Below are 24,092 nucleotides of genomic sequence, written 5' to 3' on the forward strand. Positions count from 1 at the left end.
AACACATGGCTAGCAACAGTAACTCGTTTTCAGCAAAATTTTATTCCAGCATAATGCCAAAGGTTTATGGTATTGGTGCTGCGGTCGTTATTCTTGGTGCGATGTTCAAAATCTTAGATTGGACTGGAGCCAATTGGATGATTGGTATTGGACTTACTACAGAGGCATTTATATTTTTCCTTTCTGCATTTGAGCCACGCCATGAAGATTTAGATTGGTCTAAAGTATATCCGGAATTAGCAGGCGATGCACTAGGAGCTCCAAAAGCCAAAAAAGGTGCGGCTGGTGGAGATCAGGTTTCTCAGAAGCTAGATGAAATGCTAGCTAACGCCAAAGTAGGCCCGGAATTGATCGAAAGCCTAGGCAAAGGAATGCAAAATCTAGCTACTTCTGCTCAGAAGATGGGTAACCTATCCGATGCAGCAGTCGCCACTAATGAATATGCAACTAACGTAAAGTCTGCTGCCAAAACTTTGGTGGATATGAACGCATCGTATAGTAAAACAGCAGCGGCACTTACGGAAATGTCTGCTGCATCTCAAGATGCAAAAGCATACCATAATCAGGTGGTTACAGTTACAAAAAATCTTTCTGCATTGAATTCTGTCTATGAAATGGAGCTTCAAGATGCAAACAGTCATGTGAAGACATTGAATAAGTTCTATGCCAATATGACTGCGGCTATGGAAGGCCTCTCAGAGGCAGGCAAGGAAACACAGGCTTTCAAAACAGAATTATCAAAATTGAATCAGAACGTGAGTTCGTTGAATAAGATCTATGGTGGAATGCTATCCGCTATGAAAGGTTAATTTCTCTTCAATTCATTTTAAATTCCAGTAAAACTTAAAAATGGCAGGAGCTAAAGAGACACCTAGACAGCGGATGATTGGTATGATGTACCTGGTTTTAACGGCCCTATTGGCCCTCCAGGTAAGTAACCAAATCCTCCAGAAATTTGTATTGATTAATGATGGGATGGAAAGAACATCTCGGAATTTTATCAATAAGAATGAAAAAACAGTTGAGTCTATCGCATATACGGTAGAACAGCAAGGAAATAAGGAAGTAGATGTACCTAAAGTGGCTGCAGCCCAGCAAATCAGAACTGCAACAGCTGAGGTCACTGATTATTTGGAAGCGATCAAAAAGGATTTGATTCTACAATCTAACGCTAAGAATGACGAAGGCAACTTTGTTAATGCAAATCTAAAGAATACAGAAATTACAGGTAATATCTTCGTAAATAAGGGCAAAGGTGAGGAGATGAAGGCCAGGCTGAATGCTTATCCTACCAAAATCACTGAAATATTGTCCAGTGTGGGTCTTGGAGACTTAACGTTTGATGCTATTGCAAAAGATGCCAAAGACATTGAATTATTTGCAAACGATCGTGAGGCAAGGAACATGAGTTTTGAGAAACTTAACTTTGTAAAATCTCCAGTGGGTGCTGTTATCGCATTAATCTCCCAATATCAAAACGAAGTTTTGAATATAGAAAGCGAATCATTAACCGCCGTGCAGAATACGATTGGTTCATTCTTTTTCAAAGCGGATGTGACTGAAGCTAGGATTGCAGCGTTGTCTAATGTAGTAGCAGCAGGTACCAAATTTGAAGCAGATATGTTTATCGCATCAAGTTCTACATCAGCAGCTCCGACGATGACTATCGATGGCCGTGCTGTCACAGTAGATCCGAAAGGCTTTGGTAAGATTGAATTTACTGTAACTCCTGCGACTGAGTATGATGAGCGTGGATTGGCAAGAAGAATTATTAATGGTGAAATTATCACCAATATTGGCGGTGAGGATAAAGTACTCCCAGTAGAGTATGAATATTTCGTAGCCCAACCGGTTATTAAGGTTTCCTCTGAAGTAGTTAATCAGCTCTATGCAGATTGTGCCAATGAGCTTTTGATTGAAGTACCGGCCTTAGGGAATACCTATTCCCCAGAGTTTACTGTTACCAATGGACAGTCTATCAAAGGAAGTAAGCCAGGGCAATTGACCATTGTGCCAGGAGCATCTGGCAAAGTTGATATTGGAGTGAGTAGTGGAGGTAATAAAATTGGTAACGTTGATTATGAAATTAAGCCGGTTCCTTTACCTTCTTTAGTTCCAGTTACATCCAATGGATCTGAGATTGACTTGAGCCAAGCTCAAGCAATAGCTTCTCTGATGGGGCTTAAAATGCTGGCGAAGGCAGAACCTACTTTCGCAAGAACCATGTCCAAAGATGCTAGTTTCGATGTGACAGGTGGTGAAATGAGATTATTGAGAAATGAAGTGCCAAGACAGACAGTCCAAATCTCAAATGGTAATAGTCTAGCAATGCGTTCCTTACTAGAAAGTGCTAGAACTGGTGATGTTGTAGTTTTCGAGATTAGACAGGTAACTAGAACAAACTTTAGGGGAAATAAAATTCCTTCAGAATTAAGACAAGTTGTCCCTATTCGTGTTAAGTAAAGCGATATTGGGGATTATGATAAACGAATGATTATGAAAAAGCTTCTTTTAAAATTAATCCTATCTCTGCTGATAGCAGTAGGCATTGCGCCACTTGCTAGTGAGGCTCAGATTCCAGCCACAAGCGTGAGTCCTTCAGGCTATGGTGATCGTCAGTTTAATATGGACACAGTCTACTCTGCCAAAAGGATCAGAGAAGATGATAAAATGTACCAAATTGGGGTATGGAGAAGAATTGACCTTCGTGAAAAGTACAATAAACCGTTGTATGGGTCTGGAGATACCAAGGCAAATGGAATCGTAAATCACATTTACAAAGCTATTGTAGAGGAGAATGCCTTAGAAGTATTTGGTGATGAAGAATTTACCCAGCCATTATCTATTGCTGAATTTCAGGACAATTTCTGGTTGAATGCTACTGGTGACAGTATCTTTTCAAAGCAGCTTTATTACTTAGATTTTAAAGAAGATTTTGTCTTTGACAAGCATCATTCTGATATGGTATTTGATATCAAGTATCTTGAATTGGTTATGCCTTCAGAAACTAATTCTAATGCTGGTCAAAAAACCATAGCTTTTATTCGTTACAAAGATTTCTATAACTACTTTAAAGATCATCCGGAAGCAAGATGGATGAATTTCCAGAACGTTTCTAAAAGCTTGACATATGACCAAGCTTTCGAAACTAGGTTATTCCGATCTGTGGTAAGGAGGTTTACTAATTCGGAGGAGGCATTGATTGCGGATCTCGTGGCTGTAGATCATCCAAATCCAGATATGCAGGCTTATGTTGATGCTCTCGAATTTGAGTACAAGTTATTAGAATATGAAAACTCCCTCTGGGAGTGGTAAAATTAAAAGGGGCTTTTTAAGCCCCTTTATTTTTTTCTTTCCATTCTATCAAAGTCCTTGCTCGACTAGTACCAATGACCTCAGCTATTTCCTGTTCACTGGCTTCACTTATTTTCTTTACTGATTTGAAATGGCTTAATAAGTTGGCGGACGTGGTTTCCCCAATACCGGGTATTGCAGTGAGCTGAGTACCAAATGCATTCTTGCTTCTCACATTTCTGTGGAAAGTAATTGCAAAGCGGTGAGCCTCATCACGAATTCTTTGCAGTAGTCTTAAGCTTTCAGATTTCTTGTCAATGTGAACAGGATAGGAATCACCTGGAAAGTAGATTTCCTCCAGTCGTTTTGCTATACCGATAATTGGCATTTGTCCATAGACTCCTAGTTCTTTTAGGGCTTCTACCGCTGAGGAAAGCTGCCCTTTTCCGCCGTCGATTACTATAAGTTTTGGCAAAGGCTTGTCTTCATCTAATAAGCGCTTATACCTACGCCCAACCACCTCTTTCATGCTTGCAAAGTCATCTGGCCCTACTACGGTTTTTATATGATAGTGCCGATATTCTTTTACAGCGGGTTTACCGTTTAGGAAGCACACCATGCTGGCCACAGGATTTGTGCCTTGGATATTTGAATTATCAAAGCATTCGATGTGATCCGGGATTTCTGCTAAGCTTAAATCTTGTTGAAGTTGGCGGATCACGCGGTCTTTTTTGTCCTGATTGAGACCAATTAATAGTGCTTTTTCTTTTTTGTAGTATAGCGCATTTTTCAAAGAGAGCTCAATTAGTTTTTTCTTGTCGCCGATTTTTGGCATGAATACATTCAAGCCCTCGATGGGTTCTGTCATTTCAAGATTTAACAAAACTTCTTCAGCGTCACTTTGGAATTGGTCTTGAAGTCGGATTAAGGCGGTTAGGAGCAATTGCTCATCTGATTCATCGAGTTTCTTCTTAAGCTCTACATTTTTAGACGTGATCAGAGCGCCATTTTTCACACGCATGAAATTTACATATGCATTCTTCTCATCGGAAACAATGGTACATACGTCAAGGTTATTTATGGAAGGGCTCGCAATCAATGATTTGGCCTGATACTTCTCAAGCAATTCTAGCTTTCCCTTTAGCTTATGTGCTTTTTCAAATTCCAGGTTCTCTGCATGCTGTTGCATTTCCTGCTTGAAATAAATTTTAGCCACTCCTAGATTTCCTTTTAGAATATGCTTGGCATGCTCCAATTCCCTTAAGTAATCTGCTTCATTTTGTAATCCTACACAAGGCCCCTGACAATTGCCTATGTGGTATTCTAAGCAAACTTTATATTTTCCTTCAGCGATTTTATAAGGAGATAAATCAAGCTTACAGGTTCGTATGGTAAATAACTCCCGGATCAAGTCTAGCACATTATTCATTGCCTTTACACTTGCAAAGGGGCCATAGTAGGTTCCTTTTCTTGGAATCATTTTCCTTGTTGGGAAAATTTGGGGAAAGTTCTCCTTTGTCAACAGCAGATATGGATATGTTTTATCGTCGCGGAGTAGAATGTTATACTTTGGCTGAGATTTTTTTATCAGGTTATTCTCAAGTAGGAGCGCATCAAATTCACTGTCCACTAATGTGATTTCTATTCTACGAATCTCATTGACCATTTTTCTGGTTTTGAGATTTACACCAGTATTCTTATTGAAGTAGCTGCTTACTCGCTTTTTCAGGCTTTTTGCTTTGCCTACATAGATTAATTCATTTTCCTCATTGAAATACTTGTACACCCCCGGATGATCTGGGAGGGTAAGGTGATCAATAGGCAAAAAGGAGGATGACTGCATGGTCTAAAATTAAAAAAACAGCCTTGGATTAAGGCTGTTTTTGAAAGTGGATTTATATTTTTCTAGAAATCGTTTTTCTTCACATCGTAATCAAAATCAGCAAATCGTTGGCTTTCTTTTTCATAGACATCACAGTCTATCTCTATGCTTAGCGGCCGATCGGGTCTTGGAAAAGGCCCTTTGGTATATCCTAAGCTTTTATCCGCATATACTTTTGTCATATATTCCACCCAAATAGGTCGTGCGGTTCTACCACCTTGTCCATCTATCCAGCTTCTAAAGTGGATAGCGCGATCATCTCCGCCTACCCAAGTCCCACTTACGAGATCTTTACTAATACCCATATACCATCCGTCGGAGGCATTTTGGGTTGTGCCAGTCTTTCCTCCAAGTTCATTTCCTTCGCGCAGCGAATAAGGAACGCCCTGGCTAGTTCCAGATGATTCTTCAAATCCACCTCGAAGCATATAGGTCATCAGGTAAGCATGTTCTTCACTCATCGCTGGTCTTTTCTTAGCGGTGAATTGTTGGATTACATTTCCATTTTTATCTTCAATTCTGTCTATATAGAAAGGTGTGGTATGCTCACCTTTGTTGACAAAGGTGCCAAAAGCTCCCACCATTTCGAAAATAGACACATCATTTACTCCTAAAGCTAATGCCGGTACTTCTTCCAAGTCACTGGTTATACCTAGCCTGCGGGCTGTTTCCACCACTATTTTTGGACTCAGCTTCTTCATCATATAAGCAGTGATGGAATTGACTGATCTAGCCATTGCCTTTCGAATAGTCATTTTCTCATAGGTAAATTTACTATCAGCATTGGAAGGGCTCCATGCAGGCTGACCAGGAATATAGACCTCCACTGGTTGATCGATAACGCTATAGCATGGGCTGTATCCATTTTCAATAGCCGCTGCATATACAAAAGGTTTGAACGTAGAGCCTGGCTGTCGCTTGCCTCTCATGACGTGATCAAACTTAAAATATTTGTGATCCAAACCGCCTACCCAGGCTTTGATTTGGCCGGTATGTGGATCCATGCTCATAAATCCTGTCTGAAGGAATTTTTTGTAATATCTGAGGGAATCCATGGAACTCATGAGTGTGTCTATTTCCCCTTTTTCCCAAGAAAACACTTTCATTTTCTTCTTTTCATTCAGCTTGAGATTGATGGAATCACTGTCGTTTCCATATCTGATCTTCAGCAGCCTGTATGCTTCTGTCCTTCTTACTGCATCTTCAATGAAGTTTGGGATGACTCGGTTGTCTCCATCTACCCATGGATCTCGTGTACCCATTTCCTTATAGAACTTTCCTTGTAGAGCTTTCATATGATCTGCTACTGCTTCTTCTGCATAGCGCTGCATTCGGCTGTCGATGGTCGTATATATGCGAAGACCATCACCATAAAGATCATAGGAAGATCCATCAGATTTTAGGTTTTCTTTAGTCCATTTTAACAGGTCGGCTTTCACTATTTCTCTAAAGTAGGTTGCCAAACCTTTGTTTTGATTAGCCACACTGTAGTCCAGCTCAATAGGTAAAGCGGATAATGAATCAAACTCCTCCCTGCTCAGGTAGTCATTTCGCATCATCTGGGCTAAAACTGTATTTCTTCTTCTCAATGAATTATCTGGGTTGTACACAGGACTATAGTAAGAAGGGGCTTTGAATAGACCTACTAGTACTGCTGCTTCCTGTGTGGCTAATTCAGAAGGTTTCTTATTGAAAAAAGTCTCTGAAGCGGTCTTAATTCCAAAGGCATTTGATCCGAAATCTGAGGTATTGAGATAAAGTGTAAGTATCTCATTTTTAGTATAGGATTTTTCCAGTTGTGTGGCTACAATCCATTCCTTGGTTTTAATGATAAGCATACGAAGCCCGGGTACTGAACTGAGTAGACCATTGCTTGCGTCGGTTCTGGTCTTAAAAAGGTTTTTGGCTGTTTGTTGGCTAAGGGTAGAACCACCGCCAGCATCTTGTCCCAACAGTATAGACTTCACAAACACTCTCATCATTGCTTTCATGTCGATTCCCGAATGATCTTCGAATCGGACATCCTCAGTAGCTATCAATGCCTTGACTAGCGTAGGAGAAAGTTCTTCGTAACTAACAGGGCTTCGGTTTTCTCGAATATAGCGTCCCAAAAGTAAGCCATCCGAAGAATATAATTCTGATGCAATCTGAGAGTCAGGATTTTCCAAAGCTTTGAAGTCCGGAAGTGATCCAAAGAGCCCGAGAAAATTGATGCTAATCATCCAAACGAACAGAATGAATCCAAAAAATCCTACTATAAAGGCGATCCAAAGGAACTTTATGGTCTTGGATACCCAAGTGGACGTCTGCAGTTTTGTTTTGTTACTCATAGTTTACTTATAAGCGGACTTGAAGAAAGCCCTGTATTCTTCTAAATTTTTGCTCTGGTTCAGTACCTGAAAGTTGGCAAGTGTAATCACGAATGCATTGGATTTTGCTTCATCAGGAAGTCCTTCCGATTTGAATTCTTGTTGAAATTTACTGAAATACTCTTTTGCTTTTTCTGCATTTGAAAAAGGGCTGATGATGAAAATCGCATGCTCCCTGTTCATATTCATTTCACCTGTTCTTAGTCTTTCTTTTGAGAAATTTGCGGAATGGAAATTATCTAAATCTGGTAAAAGACTAGTTGCAGCTTCGGCCTGCCTTGGTTCCATCGCTATTACAAAGATGTGAGTGGAGGTTTCACTGTACTCATAGGGTGACTCGGATAATGTTTCATTCTCTCCTTTGCCTGTCAATTCCTTGTTCTCAACTTGGGTGGAATCGTTAGCTTCTTTTTCTTTAGGATTTAGCTCGGCCAACTCTGCCTGAGATAGCAATGGTTTTAGCATATTCCTTGCCAATTCTACCAAATTCAGATCTTGGGTGTTTTGAATATAATTTTCCAGGCGTTCTCTGTACCGAGCACGGCTTTCAGTTTTGCCGGAGACCATAATATCAAGAAGTAGCAGCCGCTCCGTATTGCGAGTCAGTGGATATTCTTCTAAGGCAGATTTTATTATAGTCTTACTGGACTGATATTGCCCGGCATAATATGCATGATAGGCTTGCTCGTATCTTTTCGACGATTCTACATAAGCCAGATTTCCCGAAGCTGCATCTGGGTTATTTACAGAAAAAGTGTACTGAGAATCGGGAAACTCTTGGTTCAGACGACTGACATATTGCGCAGAATTTCCCTTCAAATCTTTTTGTGCCAAGTACAGTAAATAATAGGCTTCTGGCTTTCTGGATGAATTGGGATATACACGCACCAGAGTTACTAGGTTGGCAACACTTTGTTCAATTTCCTTCAGATCGAAATATAAGAGTTTACCTAATTCAAAATATGATTCCTCCAGTTCAAGATTGAGCGTTTCAATTTGCGTCGGAGAATTAGGAATCTCTGCTATCAGCTGATCTAAAGTTGGTAATTGACTGACCAGGCTTTCTGTTTCTGTGACCGTGGAGTCGGGAGCTGTCGGCTCTGGAGCAGCGGGGGCGGCACTTTGGAAGCTCACAGCACTTCTCCTCCAGTTATCTTGCAATGGTCGGTTTCCCCAAGTTCTTCTGAAATCTATAGCACCTTGCTGCATCGCAACGCTATTATCGAAGTAAAAGGAAGAACCAGAACCTCTATCACTGAAAGCTAAGAGATTGTCGAAAAGACTAGTGCTTTGCGGTTTTTGAAGTGCCACTGCCTCCTGCATCAGCCGCTCCTCCTCTGATTTGATATAATTTTCAGCGACTAGTTTTTGCTCATCTGGAGTTAATTTCGCTAACTTCAGTAAGCTGTCATTACTTTGGATTCTTTCGTAGTGGAATACATACTGATCAAGAGACTCTTTCTGACTTGTGATTGCTATAGCGACTGGGTCACTTTCATTAATATAGATGAGCGCAGAATCTAGGTAATATTTGGTAGCTCTATAATCCTTGAATTCGGCAAGATTTATTTCTGCAAGTTTCTGATAGATATAGCCTTTCACACGCGGATTACTTCCAGGTTCTTTGGCTGCTTGATGAAGTAACTCTAGGGTAAGGTCTATGTCCCTCTGTTTCTCTTCGAACAGTGCCCTTTCGTAGATCACCACATCTTTTAAATCTCTATTTTTTGGGTCTTCATAGAGATCGTTATAGTATTTCCGCACTTTCCGTAGGTCTTTGGAGGCGTTGAGTTCTGCTACCTGTTGTGCGTATAGTTGTGCGTAAAAGCTGCGCTCATAGGGAGGATTTCCTGCAAGGGACATTTCATAATATTCATGAGCCAAAGCATCAAAGCCTTCGCGCTGATAGCGCTGGGCAAGAATAAAGTTGATTCTAGACTTCTCTTTATTACTCTGAGAATATTCTATGGCTTTGTCCAACGCTCCAATTACGCCACTTTTGTCTCCTCTTTTTTCGTAATAATAGGCGAGCGTTCTGTAGAGTTCGTAGCGATTTGCTTCTGAGATCCGATTTTCCTTGGAGAGATAATCGATTGTGAAGTTGGCATTTTCAAATTCTCCCTGATCCACATAAAGCCGAAGCAGGGTAATCAGCGTCTGATGCCTCAGATCCGGACTTTTTGAATTTACATTGACATATTTAAAGGTGTTTTGGGCGTCGTCAACGTGCGATTGATAATAATCAAGCTTGCCAAGTAGGTAATAGCTATCATCTACCCAGCTGCTGATTTTATGCCATTCAATAGCTTTAGAAGCCAGCTCTCTGGAAGATTGAAGTTTCTCCGCGTTAGCTTGTATAGTCGCAGAATCAAATGGAATAAATACTGGAAGGATCTGCGTATAGTCTTCTTTGTACTTCTGAAAAACTTCAGTCTCTACCTCTTTCAATTTTACATCAGCTAGGTAATACGCATTGAAGTGCGCAGTGACATTATGAAATGTCCTGTTAATAAAGGTGTTGCGCTCAGAAGAACACGCTCCGCAAAAAATTAAAATGACTACTGATAGTCTGGAAATTATCCTCATGAGTTGTTTTGCCCAATTCAAGTAGCAAAATAGGTTTTTTGCCTTACTTAGTGAACGAATCTGCCCCTCTATTATTTCTGTATTTGTATTTAGCAGGCTATTCGCTTGAGATATTTAATAGTTTTAAGGATTAAAATCATGGACATGAGTCGAAAATCAAAAAACAATGCACCCAAAAGTACACCCAGTTATGTGAAATACATGGGGCTTTCTTTTCAGCTTTTTGCGATAATAGGGGCAGGAACCTGGTTTGGCTGGTGGCTTCAGCAAAAAAGTGATATGAGGTTTCCAGCTTGGTTGCTGTTGTTCTGTTTCCTGTCAATTATCCTTGCTTTCTACCAACTTTGGATGTCAATGAAACAGGATAACTAAGGGGCTTAGATTATTTGGGTTAATTTTGTGGTCAACTGTCGAAAACTATGCGTTTGCCTAAGAATACACACCTTCAATTCTTTCTTTTCTCTGCAGCAGTCGCGGGGGTGGTCGGTTTATTTTGTATGTTATTGCCGGATATTGTACACGAGAAGATCTGGGACATTTATTTTTTCATGCTGATTATGTCATTTTTGATCAGTGTATTGAATGGGTTTTTATTGAAATCATTTGCTGAAAGTTTCTTCAATATCATGGTTTTAGCTATGATTCTTAGATTTATAGCCACAATTGTCTTTATAGGATTGGCTGTTTGGCCAGGAATGGAGAATATTATTCTGTTTATAGCGAATTTCTTCGTAGTTTTTTTGTTCTACTTAGTTTTTGATATCTACACCTTTCTGTCTAACTTGCGCCCGATTTCAAAGTAGCCCTCAAAAAAAAGAGTTAATGAAGCGTAAAATACTGGCCCTAAGTCTTTTAATTTCAGCATTTTTGCTTGGTTTTAATAGCAGCACTTTTGCCGCAGGACAAGAAGAAGACAAGACTAGCTTCATCATGCATCACGTGAAGGATTCACATGAATGGCATTTGGTGACTTTAGGAGACACTCATGTTACGCTTCCGCTACCTGTGATCGTCTATTCTGGCGATAGAGGACTGGAGTTTTTTAAATCTTCGGATTTTCAAAATCATGAAACTCATGAATTTGGTGAAGAATACGCTTATGAGAGATACTTCATCGATGAGCATGACCATTTGGGTAGAGCGGATGGAGCAAGCTTCATTGAATTCTCCATCACCAAAAATGTGGTTATGCTATTTATAGTATTAATCGTAGTTGGTTGGTTTGCTCTTTCTGCGGCTTCATTCTACAAGAAAAACGGTGCTGTTGCTCCAAAAGGTGCCGCTGCGATCATCGAGCCAATTGTTATTTTCGTACGAGATGACATTGCCAAAGAGGCTATAGGTCCGCAGTACAAGCGTTTTGTGCCTTACTTGATTACGCTGTTCCTTTTTGTGTGGTTTGGTAACTTACTTGGGCTTATCCCAGGAGCTGCAAACATGACCGGGAATATTGCAGTCACTATGGTGTTGGCAGTATTGACATTTATCATCACGAATGTGAATGGTAATAAAGATTACTGGAAGCACGTCTTTATGACGCCGGGTGTACCGCCATTGATGCTGTTGATTATCGTGCCTGTAGAGATTATCGGTTTGTTTACCAAGCCTTTCGCATTGATGGTTCGACTTTTCGTGGCCATTACAGCAGGGCACATTGTAATCTTAGGCTTTATTGCTTTGGCCTTTATCTTCGAATCGTACACCATCGGTGTGGCAAGTACCCTGATGGTTACCTTTATAAATCTAATTGAGTTGTTAGTTGCTACTATACAGGCTTATGTATTTACATTGTTTTCAGCGATGTACATTGGTTCGGCGGTAGCGGAGCATGCTCATGCAGATCATTAATTTTAGTAATTTCTTTGTTCAATTTATAAATTTAAACTTATGTTAACTATTATCTTGTTGACTGCTGGTTACGCTCTAATGGGAGCTGGTATCGGTGCAGGTATTGTTGCGATTGGCGCAGGCCTAGGTATCGGTCGTATTGGTGGTCAGGCTATGGAAGCTATTGCTCGTCAGCCTGAGGCTGCTGGTAAAATCCAGGGTGCAATGTTGATTATTGCAGCCTTGATTGAGGTGGTTTCCCTGTTCGCAGCGGTAATCTGTCTTTTGATTGCTCTAAACATCGCGGGCATCAGTTAATCAAATTATGAAAAGGGATTGGCGTTAGGCCTTTCTCTTTTCTTTCTTCTATTGAACAATTTGAAATAATACATTCCCCATGGATTTAATTACACCAGGTACCGGTCTTATTTTCTGGCAATTATTCGGCTTCTTAGGCCTACTTTTTATTCTGATCAAGTTTGCATGGAAGCCTATGCTAGCTGCTTTGGATGAGAGAGAGGGCAGTATCAATAATGCTTTGAAAGCTGCGGAGACTGCCAGAAATGAAATGTCGAACTTGAAAGCTGAGAATGAGAAACTTCTTGCTGAAGCCAGATTGGAAAGAGATACTATCTTGAAGAAAGCTCAAGATGCCTCTGTGAGAATGATCGATGATGCAAAAGCAGATGCTGTAAAAGTAGGGGCTCAAATGATCGAGAATGCAAAGGTAGTCATTGAAACGGAGAAGAAAGCTGCTTTGGCAGATGTGAAAAATCAGGTTGCCTCACTTTCTTTGGATATTACTGACAAATTATTGAGAGCAAATCTATCTAATGACAAGTCTCAAAAGGATTTGGTAGAAGGATTCATCAAAGAACTTAAGCTTAACTAATACACCTCCATGTCAAACCAGAGAGTAGCATCCCGCTATGCCAAGTCAATCATGGAACTTTCTTTGGAAAAAGGAAGACTCGAGGCGGTGTATAGAGATTTTCAAAGGCTGACTGCTTTGGCAGATAGTGATTACGAATTGGAAGTGGTTCTTAGGAATCCAGTCATCAATTCTGATAAAAAACTAAATATTCTCAAAGCACTTTTTGCTAAAGAATCAGATCCACTTACGATGACGTTCTTTGAGATCGTTTCTCGCAAGAATAGAGAGGGGATTCTTCTTGATGTAGCAAAGGAATTTGAAAACCAATATAATCTACATAAGTCTATTCAGGTAGCTAAAGTTACCACCACTTTCCCTATTGATGACAAGCTTCGAAAGGAGTTTTCAGAGGTGGTGAAAGAGATTTCTGGTAAGCAGACGGTGCAGTTGGTAGAGAAAATAAATCCAGACTTAATAGGCGGATATATTTTGAAAGTAGATGATCGTCAACTTGACGAGTCATTGAGTAGCAAACTGAGACAGTTGAAAACTCAGTTTACCCAAAATCATTACGAAAGTAAAATCTAATCAAAAGCATTAATCTTAATATATCATGGCAGAAGTAAGACCTGATGAAGTTTCGGCAATTTTAAGGGAGCAACTCTCTGGAGCAAGAACCGAAGCTGAACTCGAAGAAGTGGGTACAGTCCTTCAAGTGGGGGATGGTGTAGCTCGTATCTATGGACTTTCTAAGGCGCAGTCCGGTGAATTGCTCGAATTCGACAATGGTCTGAAAGCAATGGTACTTAACCTAGAGGAAGACAATGTAGGAGCTGTACTTTTCGGCGACTCCAAAGGAGTGAAAGAAGGGGATACTGTAAAGAGAACGAAGAGAATTGCTTCACTTCAAGTAGGTGAAGGAATGCTTGGCCGTGTAGTAGATACCCTGGGTAATCCTATTGACGGAAAAGGCCCTATCACCGGTGACTTGTACGAAATGCCTTTGGAGCGTAAAGCTCCAGGTGTAATCTATCGTCAGCCAGTAACTGAGCCTCTTCAGACAGGTATCAAATCTATCGATGCGATGATTCCAATCGGTAGAGGACAAAGAGAATTGGTAATTGGTGACCGTCAGACTGGTAAGACAGCCGTAGTTATCGATGCTATTTTGAACCAAAAAGAATTTTACGATAAAGGTGAGCCAGTTTTCTGTATCTATGTTGCGATCGGTCAGAAAGCATCTACCGTTGCTGGTGTAGTAGCAGCTTTAGAAAAAGGCGGTGCACTTCCTTATACAGTAGTAGTTGCGGCTCCGGCATCTGAGCCAGCTCCTATGCAGTTCTTTGCGCCATTCACTGGTGCTTCCATCGGTGAATTCTTCCGGGATACAGGTCGTCCAGCCTTGGTTGTCTATGATGATCTTTCTAAGCAAGCAGTAGCTTACCGTGAAGTTTCCCTACTATTGAGAAGACCTCCGGGACGTGAAGCTTATCCTGGTGATGTTTTCTACCTTCACTCAAGATTGCTTGAAAGAGCAGCGAAAATCAATAAGTCTGATAAAATCGCTCAGGCAATGAACGATCTGCCTGAATCTATCAGGCATTTGGTAAAAGGTGGTGGGTCATTGACCGCACTTCCAATTATCGAAACTCAAGCTGGTGACGTTTCTGCCTACATCCCGACTAACGTAATTTCTATTACCGACGGTCAGATTTTCCTGGAGACTAACTTGTTCAACTCTGGTATCCGTCCTGCGATTAACGTAGGTATCTCAGTATCTAGAGTTGGTGGTAACGCACAGATCAAAGCAATGAAGAAAATTGCCGGTACCTTGAAATTGGATCAGGCAGCCTTCCGTGAATTGGAAGCATTCTCTAAGTTTGGTTCTGATCTAGATGCCACTACTAAGCGTACTATCGAGAGAGGTAGAAGAAACCAAGAGATCCTAAAACAAGCGCAGTACTCTCCAGTACCTGTGGCACATCAGGTAGCTATCATCTATGCATCTACCAAAGGATTGATGGATACAGTTCCTGTGGAAAAAGCCAGAGCATTTGAGAAGGAATTCTACACACTTTTGGATACATCTTATCCTGAAGCTCTTGATTTGATCCTGAAAGGTGACGTGGATGGAGCCGGGAAAATTCTATCCAAGGCAGCTGCAGAATTAGCTCCAAAATTCGCAAAATAATCGATTTGATTTCCGGGGGCGACAGCCTTCCGGTTATTTATACCCTAGCACCACGCAAGCAAGATGGCTAACCTAAAGGAAGTAAAGGAACGGATAACCTCAGTAGTCTCTACCCAGCAGATTACTAAGGCCATGAAAATGGTGTCCGCCGCCAAACTTAGAAGAGCTCAGGACAAAATCGTACAGATGCGTCCTTACTCTCAGAAGTTGACCCAAATCCTGAACAACGTATCAGCATCTTCTCACGGAGCTGCAGATATTGTTTTTGCTCAAAAGCGAGAAGTGACAAACGTCTTGATCATTCCTGTGACTTCGGACAAAGGACTTTGTGGTGCTTTCAATTCAAATATTATCAAAGCAGTAAATCTTGCTGTAGCCCGGCGGTTTGCAGGGAAAGATATCACGATTCTTCCTATTGGGAAAAAGTCATTTGAAGCATTCAAAAAGCGTGATTTAGCTATGGTTTCTGATTATTATCAGATATTCCAGGATCTTACGTTTGAGAATGTGAAAAATGCAGCAGAATATGCGATGAACTCATTTATTGCAGGAGAATACGATCAGGTTGTACTGGTCTTCAACGAATTCAAAAACGTCGCTACTCAAGAAGTTCAGGTGGAGCAATTCCTGCCAATGGCTAAGGAAGATTCCACTGAAGAGAAAACTCCTGATACAGATTACCTTTTGGAGCCATCCAGAAAGTACATTATCGAAGAGTTGGTTCCTACTTCATTGAAGATCCAATTCTACAAGGCTATACTAGAAAGTAACGCTTCAGAGCATGGCGCTAGAATGACAGCGATGGATAAGGCCACAGAAAATGCCGGTGAATTGCTGAAAGAGCTAAGATTGATGTACAATAGAACTAGACAGGCAGCTATTACCAATGAGATTCTAGAAATTGTCTCCGGTGCCAATGCACTTGAGGATAACTAATTACGATAGACCTACTTTCCAAAACCACAGCTCGCAAGGGTTGTGGTTTTTATCTTTTCAACCGTAAAGCACGCGAAGAAAGCTCGAAGGTCACAGTTCATTTCAATGTTATCCTGCTTCTGCAGAGGCTGGATCAGGAGGTTAAATCTTGACGAGTTCGACACCTCCCGATATCGCTACGCTCATCGGGACTGTCGCTTCGGGGTCGTGGGAATTGTGTCGTTGGTTCGTTATCCACGGGTTTCACCCGCGGCTACGCCACGGCGCACAAGTATTGAGAAGTTTGACCCCATTCGGGGTCGGGAATTTGGAAGTGATTGAAAGTTGGGATCAGAAAAGATTGGTGAAAAGAGATAACGATCCTGAAAGGATCGAACTTTTCAATAACCCCCGGTGCAACCGGGGGAATGGATATCAAGTCGAAAACCACAACCCTGAAAGGGTTGAACTTTTTTGGAGAATGGAATTACAAATTCCGAAAAATAAAAAAGCGTAGATACAGTCTACGCTTAGAGGGGTACGCTTAGGGCAAGATTCTACTCCTAGGTGGGGCCGATCTACCCTTATGATCCAATTCGGACTATGATGAATAAATCAGATCATTTGTATGAAGAGGACGTTTTTGAGCTTTTTGATACCGAGCATAATCGAAAGATTCGCTGGGACGATCTCCTTCGTCAAACTTCGGATTGGGAAGGAAGCCTTTGGGGAAAGCCTGACTGGGCGGATCGACCAAGCGGAACAGCCAAAGAATGGAGAACACGTCCTCGATTTGCTCCTGGAACCGCCTACGAATACAACGACACTCGAGTCAATGTCTTGGCTTTGGCACTTATGAATGTCTGGAGAAAGCCTCTTCCTGTGATCCTAAAAGATAAAATCATGGATCCAATCGGCGCTTCCGATACATGGAGATGGACGGGATATGAAAACTCTTTTGTCATCCTTGACGGTCAAATCATGCAATCCATCAGCGGTGGTTCGCACTGGGGCGGCGGTATGATGCTGTCGGCTTGGGATCAGGCAAGATTCGGCTATTTGACCTTGAGAAATGGAAACTGGAACGGAGAACAGTTGATTCCTGCCTCCTGGATCGAAAAATCCCGAACACCTACCCCCGCGCAGCTGGATTATGGATTTATGAATTACTTTCTAAATCACGATCTAAAGTTGGCTCCTGCTGCACCAAAAACCTCTTTTATGCATATCGGTGCAGGAACGAATATGATCTACGTGGATCAGGAAAATGACTTGGTTATCGTCGCACGTTGGATTCCAAATGGTGATAAGGCTGAGTTGGTGAGATTAGTCCTGGAGAGTTTGAAGAAGTGATCCAATGATAATGGTTTAAAGTCTTCAGACCTGCCCGATGCAGGAGGGCTTGGACCTGCATCTTATCCCAATGGATTCGGACTTTTGTCCTGATTCCCTGCTACGCTTTGCTATCCTCAGGAAGAGTTGCTTGCCAGTCAAAGACTGCATAGTGGAAATGATTCCATTTATTGTTGAGAAATACTTGCTAGTCGTATTTGTCTGTTCGGTATACAGACACAAAGAATTAGCTGGAAAAATATGTTTGCTTAAAAACGTAAGATTATAAAAACTTAAGTTTTGATCTTAAGAATTTGATTCTGTTGACACAGTTTAAACATTCAATTATTTTTTTATTTAGAAAATTTCGACGTGATTTAACGATAATTTTTTTGGAGAAATTTTACCTCAATAATCTATTTAATATACCCGTTTCGGGAAAATTTAACCCCTATATTTAACTGAATAAAATTGAGTTTAAAACTTGATTTTCGCCATTTAAATGAATTTTAATGCATATTTGAAATTTAAAGTCTGATTATTGTTTCTAATCTATTTAATTTTTAGATAATTAGAAAATCATGCTTATAAAAACTTAATAGTTACATAGAGTCTTGTTTTTAATATTTCAGTTTCTATCCAAAAGACTGGTCTCATTAAAAAAAAATAATTTGAAAAAAAATTACATATCAATAATAGAACATACTTTCAATCACAAAATTTTATACTCTTGAACTAGATAAATCATTTTTATTATGAAAAAATTAATATTAAATAGTTGGCGATTCGTTTTCTTTATCATTTTAATTAGCGCGACTTCGAGTTGTCTTGAAGATAAGTTTTCGGAACCCATTCCCTGGATTGAAGGTGAAGGAACTGTTTCAGCAACAAATGTTTCTTTGGATTTTAATGGCTTATTAATATGGAAAAGTTCCACTGAAGTTCATTCCTACTATGCCAAAATCAAGGACAAAGTGGTCGAAGGCACATTTGAAGTTTATAATTTCGATATTGAGGGAAAACCCGTCTCTGATGCTCAGGGAGATATTGAAAGTATCGTGTTTGAACGGGATTGCAAGACTGCTCGAATTACAGGAATTATCACCAAAGGATCGGATCCTACTTACCTGGGACTGTATGCCGTTTGGACGGTTATCGCCAACGGATCAGATATCAATGAAACAAGTGATATTCGATATCCGGTAGATCCCGAAACAGCGAAGTATCACCGTGATGGTGGCTTGTCAATGAAATGGTATGGCTTTACATCTTTCTTCTCTGCTAACAATAAAGTGAAACTTCAATCCAAGGGTTGTAACTAAAAAAATTCGATTTCGATAAGTAGGTCAACTTAGAAACTGCATCCAGAAATGGGTGCAGTATTTTTTTGGTTTTTTTATGTGCACAGCTCCAAGGTCGTGGGGATGGTCACGTTATTTTGTGATCCACGGGTTTCACCCGCGGCTATTGAGAAGTTTGACCCCTTATCAGGGGTCGTTTAATGGTCGTCCATTTGATGGAAGCAGAATGACCACGAAGTGGTCGAACCTCTGAATAGCCCTAGGTGAAACCTAGGGAAAAAAGAACATAGGAATGAGGTGAACAACCCCGAAGGGTGTTGAACTTGCATGAAATGGAATTACTAATTCCAAAAGACAGAAAAGCGGAGTTGCAATCTATGCTTAGCCTCACCGGAACCTCAAAGCAGAAAGACAATAGTCTACGCCTAGTCTATTGCTTAAAAATGATCATACTTCAATGCCCATTGTTTAAAACCAGGTGAAATGACATCAAGTGCAATGATAAAATTGGGATCATCTTCTTGAAAGATCTTTTCATTATTGAAGTCTTGCATTTTTTGAATAAAATCAAGTCCATGGATGTTATACAATTCCCGAGCTAATAAAGCTGTATTACCTTGCCACCAAACATAATTTTCTTGACCTCCTTTATGTATTCCACTGAATGTTTTATTTGTTGGAATAAGATTATTTTCATAAGCTTCCATTAGCGATATCCATAATTTTGCATCAGCGGGAGAAGCCTCTAGTAAAAAAGCGTCAGCGATGAAATTTGCCATCATTTCTTGAAACCAATGGACAGGTTGAGTAATTTTCAACTCCCTCATGTATTGGTGGCCCAATTCGTGAAGTCCAACTAATGTAGTAAACCGTTGCGACATTTCTTGAGAGGTTGATCCTATCGGAATTATAGATGGACTTCCCTCAATCGCCTTTAAAGTAAAAAAATCTAATGCACTACCAGCATTTAAAGGGAGGTACATTGATGCAGGTGTTCCTGGTACTACAAAAGGTAAAAAGGTATTATAGGGTGCCTCGCTACCCCATCGTTCTTTGGAATATTTTTCAAATTCTTCAGGGCCTAAAAGAAAAACGGATATTGGGATATTTATTTTAAGATGATGATTGTAATATTCAATAGCTAATTCAATTAGTTTTTGTATTTCGGAGGCTTCACTTTCAAATAAATCAGGATAGTATACAGTTACCCTTCCTTCAATTTTACTTAGTTCTTCATTTAGTTTACTTCCCTCGATTTGCGCTTTGGTTTCTTTGGTATGGAATACCAAAATCAGCATTAATCCAAAAATCAAAAGAAAATTGACTCTAGTTGTCATAGGCTTTTTGCTAAATTTCCCTATTAATTCTCAGTAAATCATTAAATATATCCTTCTAATTTGGGGAAAGATATCAAGAATGTAAAACCAGAACCCCGAAGTGGGTTAAACTTTTGGGGTATGGAATTATGAATTCTGAAAAATAAAAAGGTGTAGTAACTACATTTGGACAAACATACTTATACACCTAGAAAGGTATACTTGCTCTAATCAGATAGGTCTTTTTCGATATTTTATTTTTTTCTTAAGATCAGTGTAAGGCATAACAATGCACATAAAATCGAAGAAAATTACATCAAATTTTTCAATGTCAATTGATTTAATAACTGCAAATTGCTTCCGAATATTTCTATCTTTATGACCTGAAACATTGTGTCTAACTTCTTTTAAAAAAGTTTCATTCCTTTTCTTAACAGAGTTAAATAATCTTCTAAGTTCATTAATTTCATTTTCAATATCAGCATTTTTAAATATTTGATTATATGTTTTTAATTCAACTCCAAATATTTTTTCTCCATCTTTTATAAATTCATACATGTGGTGGCATGCAGTTTTAGAAATTAATTTTTTTTCATTATCATTTTTAGCTAACATAAACATATTCCATAAGGTGAGAATATCTATTAATGTTAAATTTATAAAACCAAATATAGTTGAAATTTTTTCAGCTTCTTCATGCTTTCCAAATTTTGATTCAGCTTTTTCCACAGCCTCACAAAACCCTTCAGTTTCAACCATCATTATATTTATTGAATTGTTATTGTATTCAATAAATTTTTTAATGTGCCACTTTTTAGGCATCACTTTTTTAAAGTGAAATTTAAAAATCTCTTTTATAAATAATAAGCTTTTTGATTTCACCCCTCACCCCCTTCCATAACCCCCACCCCATCAATCTCCCCCATCACCCGATCCGTCTCGGTCAAGGCTTTAATGATTCTTTGATAATGCATGATGTCTTCGAAATCGAGGACTCGGCCTTTGCGGTCTTTGAGCCATTTTTGGGCGGGCTGGTAGCCTCCGATGTAGAAGTTCCAGGCGACTTCCGGGACGGAGTCGAAGTATTGCTCGGCGTTGATATAGACACGGCCCGTCACTGCGAGCCGCCGCGGCGGAGAAGCAGTCTCATCAGTAAGATCGCTTCGGTCGTTCCTCCCTCGCGATGACGCGGATTCGTCGCTCCCGCCACTGCGGGCAGGCGCAATGGCGAAGCGAGGTTTCTCCACCTCATTCTCTCCGGCTGCGGGGTATTGGGTGATGAACTGAGAGAGTGTGGGGCTTTCCATCAGGTGAAGCTGTCGGAGTTCTCCGCCTAAGGCCACCAACTTCCAAAAGGTATCCGCATCACTTGGATAGAGTACTCTTGGGAAGTCAATCTTCAAAAACTCCTTGTACGTCTCCCGATAAGTCGGGGAATGGAGCACGGCATAGATGTAATCCAACAAATCTATCGGCGCAAACTCTCCAGTTTCGTCATGGCGAGGCACGAAGCCATCTCTTTTCTCAGGCACAAAAGTCAATCCCAAACCCTTCGCAATCTGATCCACGATTTCCATATTCAGATTGGGCGTGCGGGTTTCGGCCGAACCCAAACTTAACTGACCGGAAGATTCGGGATAGAGGTAAAGAGGGAAAAAATATGTTGATTCTTTAGTTTGTATAGAAATAGAATTTCTGTCAACAACATTCGATGATACTAAGACATGTTGAAAATCAAAAGTGCTTTGTTGTTTACAAATTTGAATTCCAATGTTAGGTTGTAAAAAATTCTTCATTACTTCAAATCTTGACCTGCCAATGAATCCACCAGAACTTTCCGTTAAAAAAGAATACCTTAAGTCGAATGGACGATAATTAATCTTTAATCTATGAATTTTATCATTTACAAAAGTTTCTTTTGCACTTAAAAAATTCCAACCACTCGATTCTTTCCTATTATTATATAATAATTTTAATTCATTTACAGATAAAGTGGCAAAATTATTAATAACACGAGTAAGATCCTCTTCTTTAAATTTAATTGACAATGAGTCGCACTTAGTTTCAATACCATTAGAATAAATCTTTAATAAATCATCAACTCGAAATCCACTTTCATAAACCTCAGCAAATTCAAAATTCTTAGGGACAAAAAAGTAGTAAGGATTTGTATATTCAACTTTTGAAAAGTCTAAATTTTTTATTTCTGATGTTGCTAATAAATTATACTTTAATTCCCTATCACCATAGACATCAAGATGGTGGACTGAAGCAAGATCATTTTTGGAACTCTGAAATTTTTTAATGAAAATATTAATACTAACACCCTGCTGGATATCAAAAACGTTTTCATCTTTGCCTCCATCTAAAGCTTTTTCATTCTTCTTTGCACTACCATGCAGATCAATAATATAAATTTTATCAAAGGTTTTTAAAAGTGATTTTCTCATCTGCCGATGAGTAATACCGTCAATGAAACTATTATTTGAAATGTAGGCTAATATTCCACTACCATTTTTATCGATATAATGCTGACCATATCGAATGAATTTAATATAATCATCGTCAAGATTAATCTTTCGCTCATTTAGATTTTTTTTATAATCCGCAATCATATTTTGAATCCACTCTCCTTTATTGGTACTACTTACCGAATAAGGCGGATTTCCAGCTACAATCATCACAGGCGCATCGCGTTTGATCTGATTGGCTTCGGAAGCTTCTGCCGATAGCCAGTTGGCAAAGAGGGTTCCGGTATCCTTGTGGTATTCCTCCAGGGAATTGGTCAGGTAGATGCGGAATCTCTGGTTTTTGGTTCCGGTGTAGCCTGTTTGCTTCAGCAGTAAGTCAAGTTTCAGATGTGCCATGGCATAGGAAGCCATCAGGAGTTCGAAGCCGTTGATGCGGGGAAGCAGGTGATTTTCTACATAGCTGTTCCAGAGTCCTTGCTGTCCTTTCATCTTGTCATAGATCTGCGAGATCGCCTCCGCCACAAAGGTGCCCGTGCCTGTGGCCGGATCGAGGAATTGCACCCGATGCACTTCCTGTTCGACTTCCCGCATGCCTCCCGCGAAACGCTTGTCGTGCGTGGGAATGGGGATTTTGATCTTGGTTTTGGAGGTATCGGCCAAGCCCATAGGCAAGCCAAACTCGGTCTGCAAGATCTCATCCACGGCCCGGATGATAAAGTTCACCACGGGATGCGGCGTGTACCAGACTCCGCGCTGCTTGCGAAGCTTGGGATCGTATTGGGTCAGGAAGTCCTCGTAAAAGTGGATGATGGGATCTTCCATTTTGGTGGCCTTGCCGAAGTTCTTGAGGATCGCCTGCACATCCGCCGCACGGAAGATGTCCGCCAGCGCATCCACGATCCAGGTGATCCGCGCGTCGAGGTCATAGCCGGCAATGTATTGGAAGAGCTTTCGCAGGAAAGGATTGGACTTGGGGATCAATTCGGCCGCTTCCTGTCGGCTGAAGGTATCCAAGGAAGTATCATAAAGTCGCGCCGCAAACATCCCGTAGGCTATGGTCTGCGCATAGACATCTGAAAACTGCTTGGGCGTAATGTCGTGAATGAGGATTTCCTTGAAGGCGAACATTTGCTCCTGCAAGGTGGAATTGTCCTGATTGATTTCGTCGCTTTCGAGTGCGGCTTGAATCACGTTGGCGAGAAGTCGCGCTTTGCCAGCCATCATCTCAGCAAGTTTTTTGGGGCTTTTGATGGATTGGCCGATGTGCGTGGTAAACTCGGTAATGAGGAGTTCGAATGCCGGGAAATTATGCGGAAGCGGAAGGACCTTGCCATGATCCACCACGCCGATACAAATGGAGGTAACGAGTTCACCGTTTTTGTAATAGTAAAAGCTTAGGTAATCGGTAAAGATCAGATTGTCCAGGGAAGCCTTGTATCGGTCAAATTGCTCTTTGTTGCCGTTCTTTTTCAGCCCTTGCAAATCCGTATCTCCAATGTCTTTGGCCTCGATGTAGCCGACGGGGATTTCTTTTTTATTCGTCAGAATGTAATCCGGTGCTCCACAGGCTTGGCGCTTGGGTTCGTTGGTAGCGGAGATGTTAGGAACGAGCGATTCAATCAGGTTTTGTAGATCACCGCGAAATGTATGCTCGGTGGCGTGGCCTAATTTATAGCGGGTGTTGATACTCTGTAAGTATTCGGAAACAGTCATGGAAAAGAGTTGGTGAAAAAC

19 protein-coding genes are annotated in these 24,092 nt (G+C 40.5%); 13 read left to right on the forward strand and 6 right to left on the reverse strand.

Annotated features, from left to right (window positions below; genetic code table 11):
- The first annotated feature begins 5 nt into the window (after positions 1 to 5).
- The 3 genes from porL to porN are packed head-to-tail and all read left to right on the forward strand — an operon-like array spanning position 6 to position 3,315.
- The gene (gene porL, locus U3A58_RS08300) at positions 6 to 809 is read left to right on the forward strand and encodes a type IX secretion system motor protein PorL/GldL (protein ID WP_323822950.1); all 804 of its coding nucleotides are present in this window, start codon (positions 6 to 8) and stop codon (positions 807 to 809) included.
- 40 nt (positions 810 to 849) lie between these two features.
- The gene (porM, locus tag U3A58_RS08305; RefSeq protein ID WP_323822951.1) at positions 850 to 2,463 is read left to right on the forward strand and encodes a type IX secretion system motor protein PorM/GldM; all 1,614 of its coding nucleotides are present in this window, start codon (positions 850 to 852) and stop codon (positions 2,461 to 2,463) included.
- Between the two features lie 33 nt (positions 2,464 to 2,496).
- Positions 2,497 to 3,315, forward strand: coding sequence for a type IX secretion system ring subunit PorN/GldN (porN, locus tag U3A58_RS08310; protein ID WP_323822952.1), 819 nt, complete (start codon positions 2,497 to 2,499; stop codon positions 3,313 to 3,315).
- 16 nt (positions 3,316 to 3,331) lie between these two features.
- Here porN and uvrC read toward each other — a convergent pair whose 3' ends face one another.
- The 3 genes from uvrC to porW all read right to left on the reverse strand — a co-directional run bounded on the left by uvrC (position 3,332) and on the right by porW (position 10,131).
- Entirely contained in the window at positions 3,332 to 5,137 is a 1,806-nt protein-coding gene (uvrC, locus tag U3A58_RS08315) for an excinuclease ABC subunit UvrC (protein ID WP_323822953.1), read from the reverse strand.
- Positions 5,138 to 5,199: 62 nt separating this feature from the next.
- Positions 5,200 to 7,506, reverse strand: a complete 2,307-nt coding sequence (locus U3A58_RS08320; RefSeq protein WP_323822954.1) for a penicillin-binding protein 1A — start codon at positions 7,504 to 7,506, stop codon at positions 5,200 to 5,202.
- Positions 7,507 to 7,509: 3 nt separating this feature from the next.
- Complete coding sequence (gene porW, locus U3A58_RS21930) at positions 7,510 to 10,131, reverse strand: type IX secretion system periplasmic lipoprotein PorW/SprE (RefSeq protein ID WP_323822955.1); 2,622 nt, start codon at positions 10,129 to 10,131, stop codon at positions 7,510 to 7,512.
- A gap of 144 nt (positions 10,132 to 10,275) precedes the next feature.
- Here porW and U3A58_RS08330 point away from each other — a divergent pair, with 144 nt between their 5' ends.
- From U3A58_RS08330 to U3A58_RS08375, 10 genes are all read left to right on the forward strand, one after another.
- A complete protein-coding gene (locus U3A58_RS08330; protein WP_323822956.1) occupies positions 10,276 to 10,503 on the forward strand; it encodes an AtpZ/AtpI family protein in 228 nt (75 codons plus the stop codon).
- Positions 10,504 to 10,550: 47 nt separating this feature from the next.
- Positions 10,551 to 10,934 carry a hypothetical protein gene (locus U3A58_RS08335; protein ID WP_323822957.1) on the forward strand — a complete coding sequence of 128 codons (384 nt, stop codon included), beginning with the start codon at positions 10,551 to 10,553 and terminating at the stop codon, positions 10,932 to 10,934.
- Between the two features lie 19 nt (positions 10,935 to 10,953).
- Positions 10,954 to 11,979: a F0F1 ATP synthase subunit A gene (atpB, locus tag U3A58_RS08340; protein ID WP_323822958.1), complete on the forward strand. Its 1,026-nt coding sequence runs from the start codon at positions 10,954 to 10,956 to the stop codon at positions 11,977 to 11,979.
- A gap of 39 nt (positions 11,980 to 12,018) precedes the next feature.
- On the forward strand, positions 12,019 to 12,276 hold the full coding sequence (gene atpE, locus U3A58_RS08345; protein ID WP_057939158.1) for an ATP synthase F0 subunit C: 258 nt from the start codon (positions 12,019 to 12,021) through the stop codon (positions 12,274 to 12,276).
- 79 nt (positions 12,277 to 12,355) lie between these two features.
- Positions 12,356 to 12,850, forward strand: a complete 495-nt coding sequence (locus U3A58_RS08350; protein WP_323822959.1) for a F0F1 ATP synthase subunit B — start codon at positions 12,356 to 12,358, stop codon at positions 12,848 to 12,850.
- Between the two features lie 9 nt (positions 12,851 to 12,859).
- The gene (gene atpH, locus U3A58_RS08355) at positions 12,860 to 13,420 is read left to right on the forward strand and encodes an ATP synthase F1 subunit delta (protein ID WP_323822960.1); all 561 of its coding nucleotides are present in this window, start codon (positions 12,860 to 12,862) and stop codon (positions 13,418 to 13,420) included.
- A 25-nt stretch (positions 13,421 to 13,445) separates the two neighbouring features.
- A complete protein-coding gene (atpA, locus tag U3A58_RS08360) occupies positions 13,446 to 15,023 on the forward strand; it encodes a F0F1 ATP synthase subunit alpha (RefSeq protein ID WP_323822961.1) in 1,578 nt (525 codons plus the stop codon).
- 63 nt (positions 15,024 to 15,086) lie between these two features.
- The gene (gene atpG, locus U3A58_RS08365) at positions 15,087 to 15,959 is read left to right on the forward strand and encodes an ATP synthase F1 subunit gamma (RefSeq protein ID WP_323822962.1); all 873 of its coding nucleotides are present in this window, start codon (positions 15,087 to 15,089) and stop codon (positions 15,957 to 15,959) included.
- 582 nt (positions 15,960 to 16,541) lie between these two features.
- Entirely contained in the window at positions 16,542 to 17,291 is a 750-nt protein-coding gene (locus U3A58_RS08370) for a serine hydrolase domain-containing protein (RefSeq protein WP_323822963.1), read from the forward strand.
- Between the two features lie 734 nt (positions 17,292 to 18,025).
- Complete coding sequence (locus U3A58_RS08375; protein ID WP_323822964.1) at positions 18,026 to 18,592, forward strand: hypothetical protein; 567 nt, start codon at positions 18,026 to 18,028, stop codon at positions 18,590 to 18,592.
- Between the two features lie 416 nt (positions 18,593 to 19,008).
- On the opposite strand, the gene U3A58_RS08380 is transcribed toward U3A58_RS08375, so the two are convergent.
- The 3 genes from U3A58_RS08380 to U3A58_RS08390 all read right to left on the reverse strand — a co-directional run bounded on the left by U3A58_RS08380 (position 19,009) and on the right by U3A58_RS08390 (position 24,071).
- Positions 19,009 to 19,908: a hypothetical protein gene (locus U3A58_RS08380; RefSeq protein ID WP_323822965.1), complete on the reverse strand. Its 900-nt coding sequence runs from the start codon at positions 19,906 to 19,908 to the stop codon at positions 19,009 to 19,011.
- Between the two features lie 210 nt (positions 19,909 to 20,118).
- The gene (locus U3A58_RS08385) at positions 20,119 to 20,712 is read right to left on the reverse strand and encodes a hypothetical protein (RefSeq protein ID WP_323822966.1); all 594 of its coding nucleotides are present in this window, start codon (positions 20,710 to 20,712) and stop codon (positions 20,119 to 20,121) included.
- A gap of 53 nt (positions 20,713 to 20,765) precedes the next feature.
- The gene (locus tag U3A58_RS08390) at positions 20,766 to 24,071 is read right to left on the reverse strand and encodes a type ISP restriction/modification enzyme (protein ID WP_323822967.1); all 3,306 of its coding nucleotides are present in this window, start codon (positions 24,069 to 24,071) and stop codon (positions 20,766 to 20,768) included.
- Positions 24,072 to 24,092: the final 21 nt, after the last annotated feature.

Origin of the sequence: Algoriphagus persicinus (assembly GCF_035156415.1) — a bacterium.
In the GTDB taxonomy this organism is placed as follows: domain Bacteria; phylum Bacteroidota; class Bacteroidia; order Cytophagales; family Cyclobacteriaceae; genus Algoriphagus; species Algoriphagus persicinus.

What these genes read in the sequence shown, in the direction of transcription:
- porL (WP_323822950.1), top strand. Translation starts at nt 6, where the DNA reads ATGGCTAGCAACAGTAACTCGTTTTCAGCAAAATTTTATTCCAGCATA.
- porM (WP_323822951.1), top strand. Translation starts at nt 850, where the DNA reads ATGGCAGGAGCTAAAGAGACACCTAGACAGCGGATGATTGGTATGATG.
- porN (WP_323822952.1), top strand. Translation starts at nt 2,497, where the DNA reads ATGAAAAAGCTTCTTTTAAAATTAATCCTATCTCTGCTGATAGCAGTA.
- uvrC (WP_323822953.1), bottom strand. Translation starts at nt 5,137, where the DNA reads ATGCAGTCATCCTCCTTTTTGCCTATTGATCACCTTACCCTCCCAGAT.
- U3A58_RS08320 (WP_323822954.1), bottom strand. Translation starts at nt 7,506, where the DNA reads ATGAGTAACAAAACAAAACTGCAGACGTCCACTTGGGTATCCAAGACC.
- porW (WP_323822955.1), bottom strand. Translation starts at nt 10,131, where the DNA reads ATGAGGATAATTTCCAGACTATCAGTAGTCATTTTAATTTTTTGCGGA.
- U3A58_RS08330 (WP_323822956.1), top strand. Translation starts at nt 10,276, where the DNA reads ATGAGTCGAAAATCAAAAAACAATGCACCCAAAAGTACACCCAGTTAT.
- U3A58_RS08335 (WP_323822957.1), top strand. Translation starts at nt 10,551, where the DNA reads ATGCGTTTGCCTAAGAATACACACCTTCAATTCTTTCTTTTCTCTGCA.
- atpB (WP_323822958.1), top strand. Translation starts at nt 10,954, where the DNA reads ATGAAGCGTAAAATACTGGCCCTAAGTCTTTTAATTTCAGCATTTTTG.
- atpE (WP_057939158.1), top strand. Translation starts at nt 12,019, where the DNA reads ATGTTAACTATTATCTTGTTGACTGCTGGTTACGCTCTAATGGGAGCT.
- U3A58_RS08350 (WP_323822959.1), top strand. Translation starts at nt 12,356, where the DNA reads ATGGATTTAATTACACCAGGTACCGGTCTTATTTTCTGGCAATTATTC.
- atpH (WP_323822960.1), top strand. Translation starts at nt 12,860, where the DNA reads ATGTCAAACCAGAGAGTAGCATCCCGCTATGCCAAGTCAATCATGGAA.
- atpA (WP_323822961.1), top strand. Translation starts at nt 13,446, where the DNA reads ATGGCAGAAGTAAGACCTGATGAAGTTTCGGCAATTTTAAGGGAGCAA.
- atpG (WP_323822962.1), top strand. Translation starts at nt 15,087, where the DNA reads ATGGCTAACCTAAAGGAAGTAAAGGAACGGATAACCTCAGTAGTCTCT.
- U3A58_RS08370 (WP_323822963.1), top strand. Translation starts at nt 16,542, where the DNA reads ATGATGAATAAATCAGATCATTTGTATGAAGAGGACGTTTTTGAGCTT.
- U3A58_RS08375 (WP_323822964.1), top strand. Translation starts at nt 18,026, where the DNA reads ATGAAAAAATTAATATTAAATAGTTGGCGATTCGTTTTCTTTATCATT.
- U3A58_RS08380 (WP_323822965.1), bottom strand. Translation starts at nt 19,908, where the DNA reads ATGACAACTAGAGTCAATTTTCTTTTGATTTTTGGATTAATGCTGATT.
- U3A58_RS08390 (WP_323822967.1), bottom strand. Translation starts at nt 24,071, where the DNA reads ATGACTGTTTCCGAATACTTACAGAGTATCAACACCCGCTATAAATTA.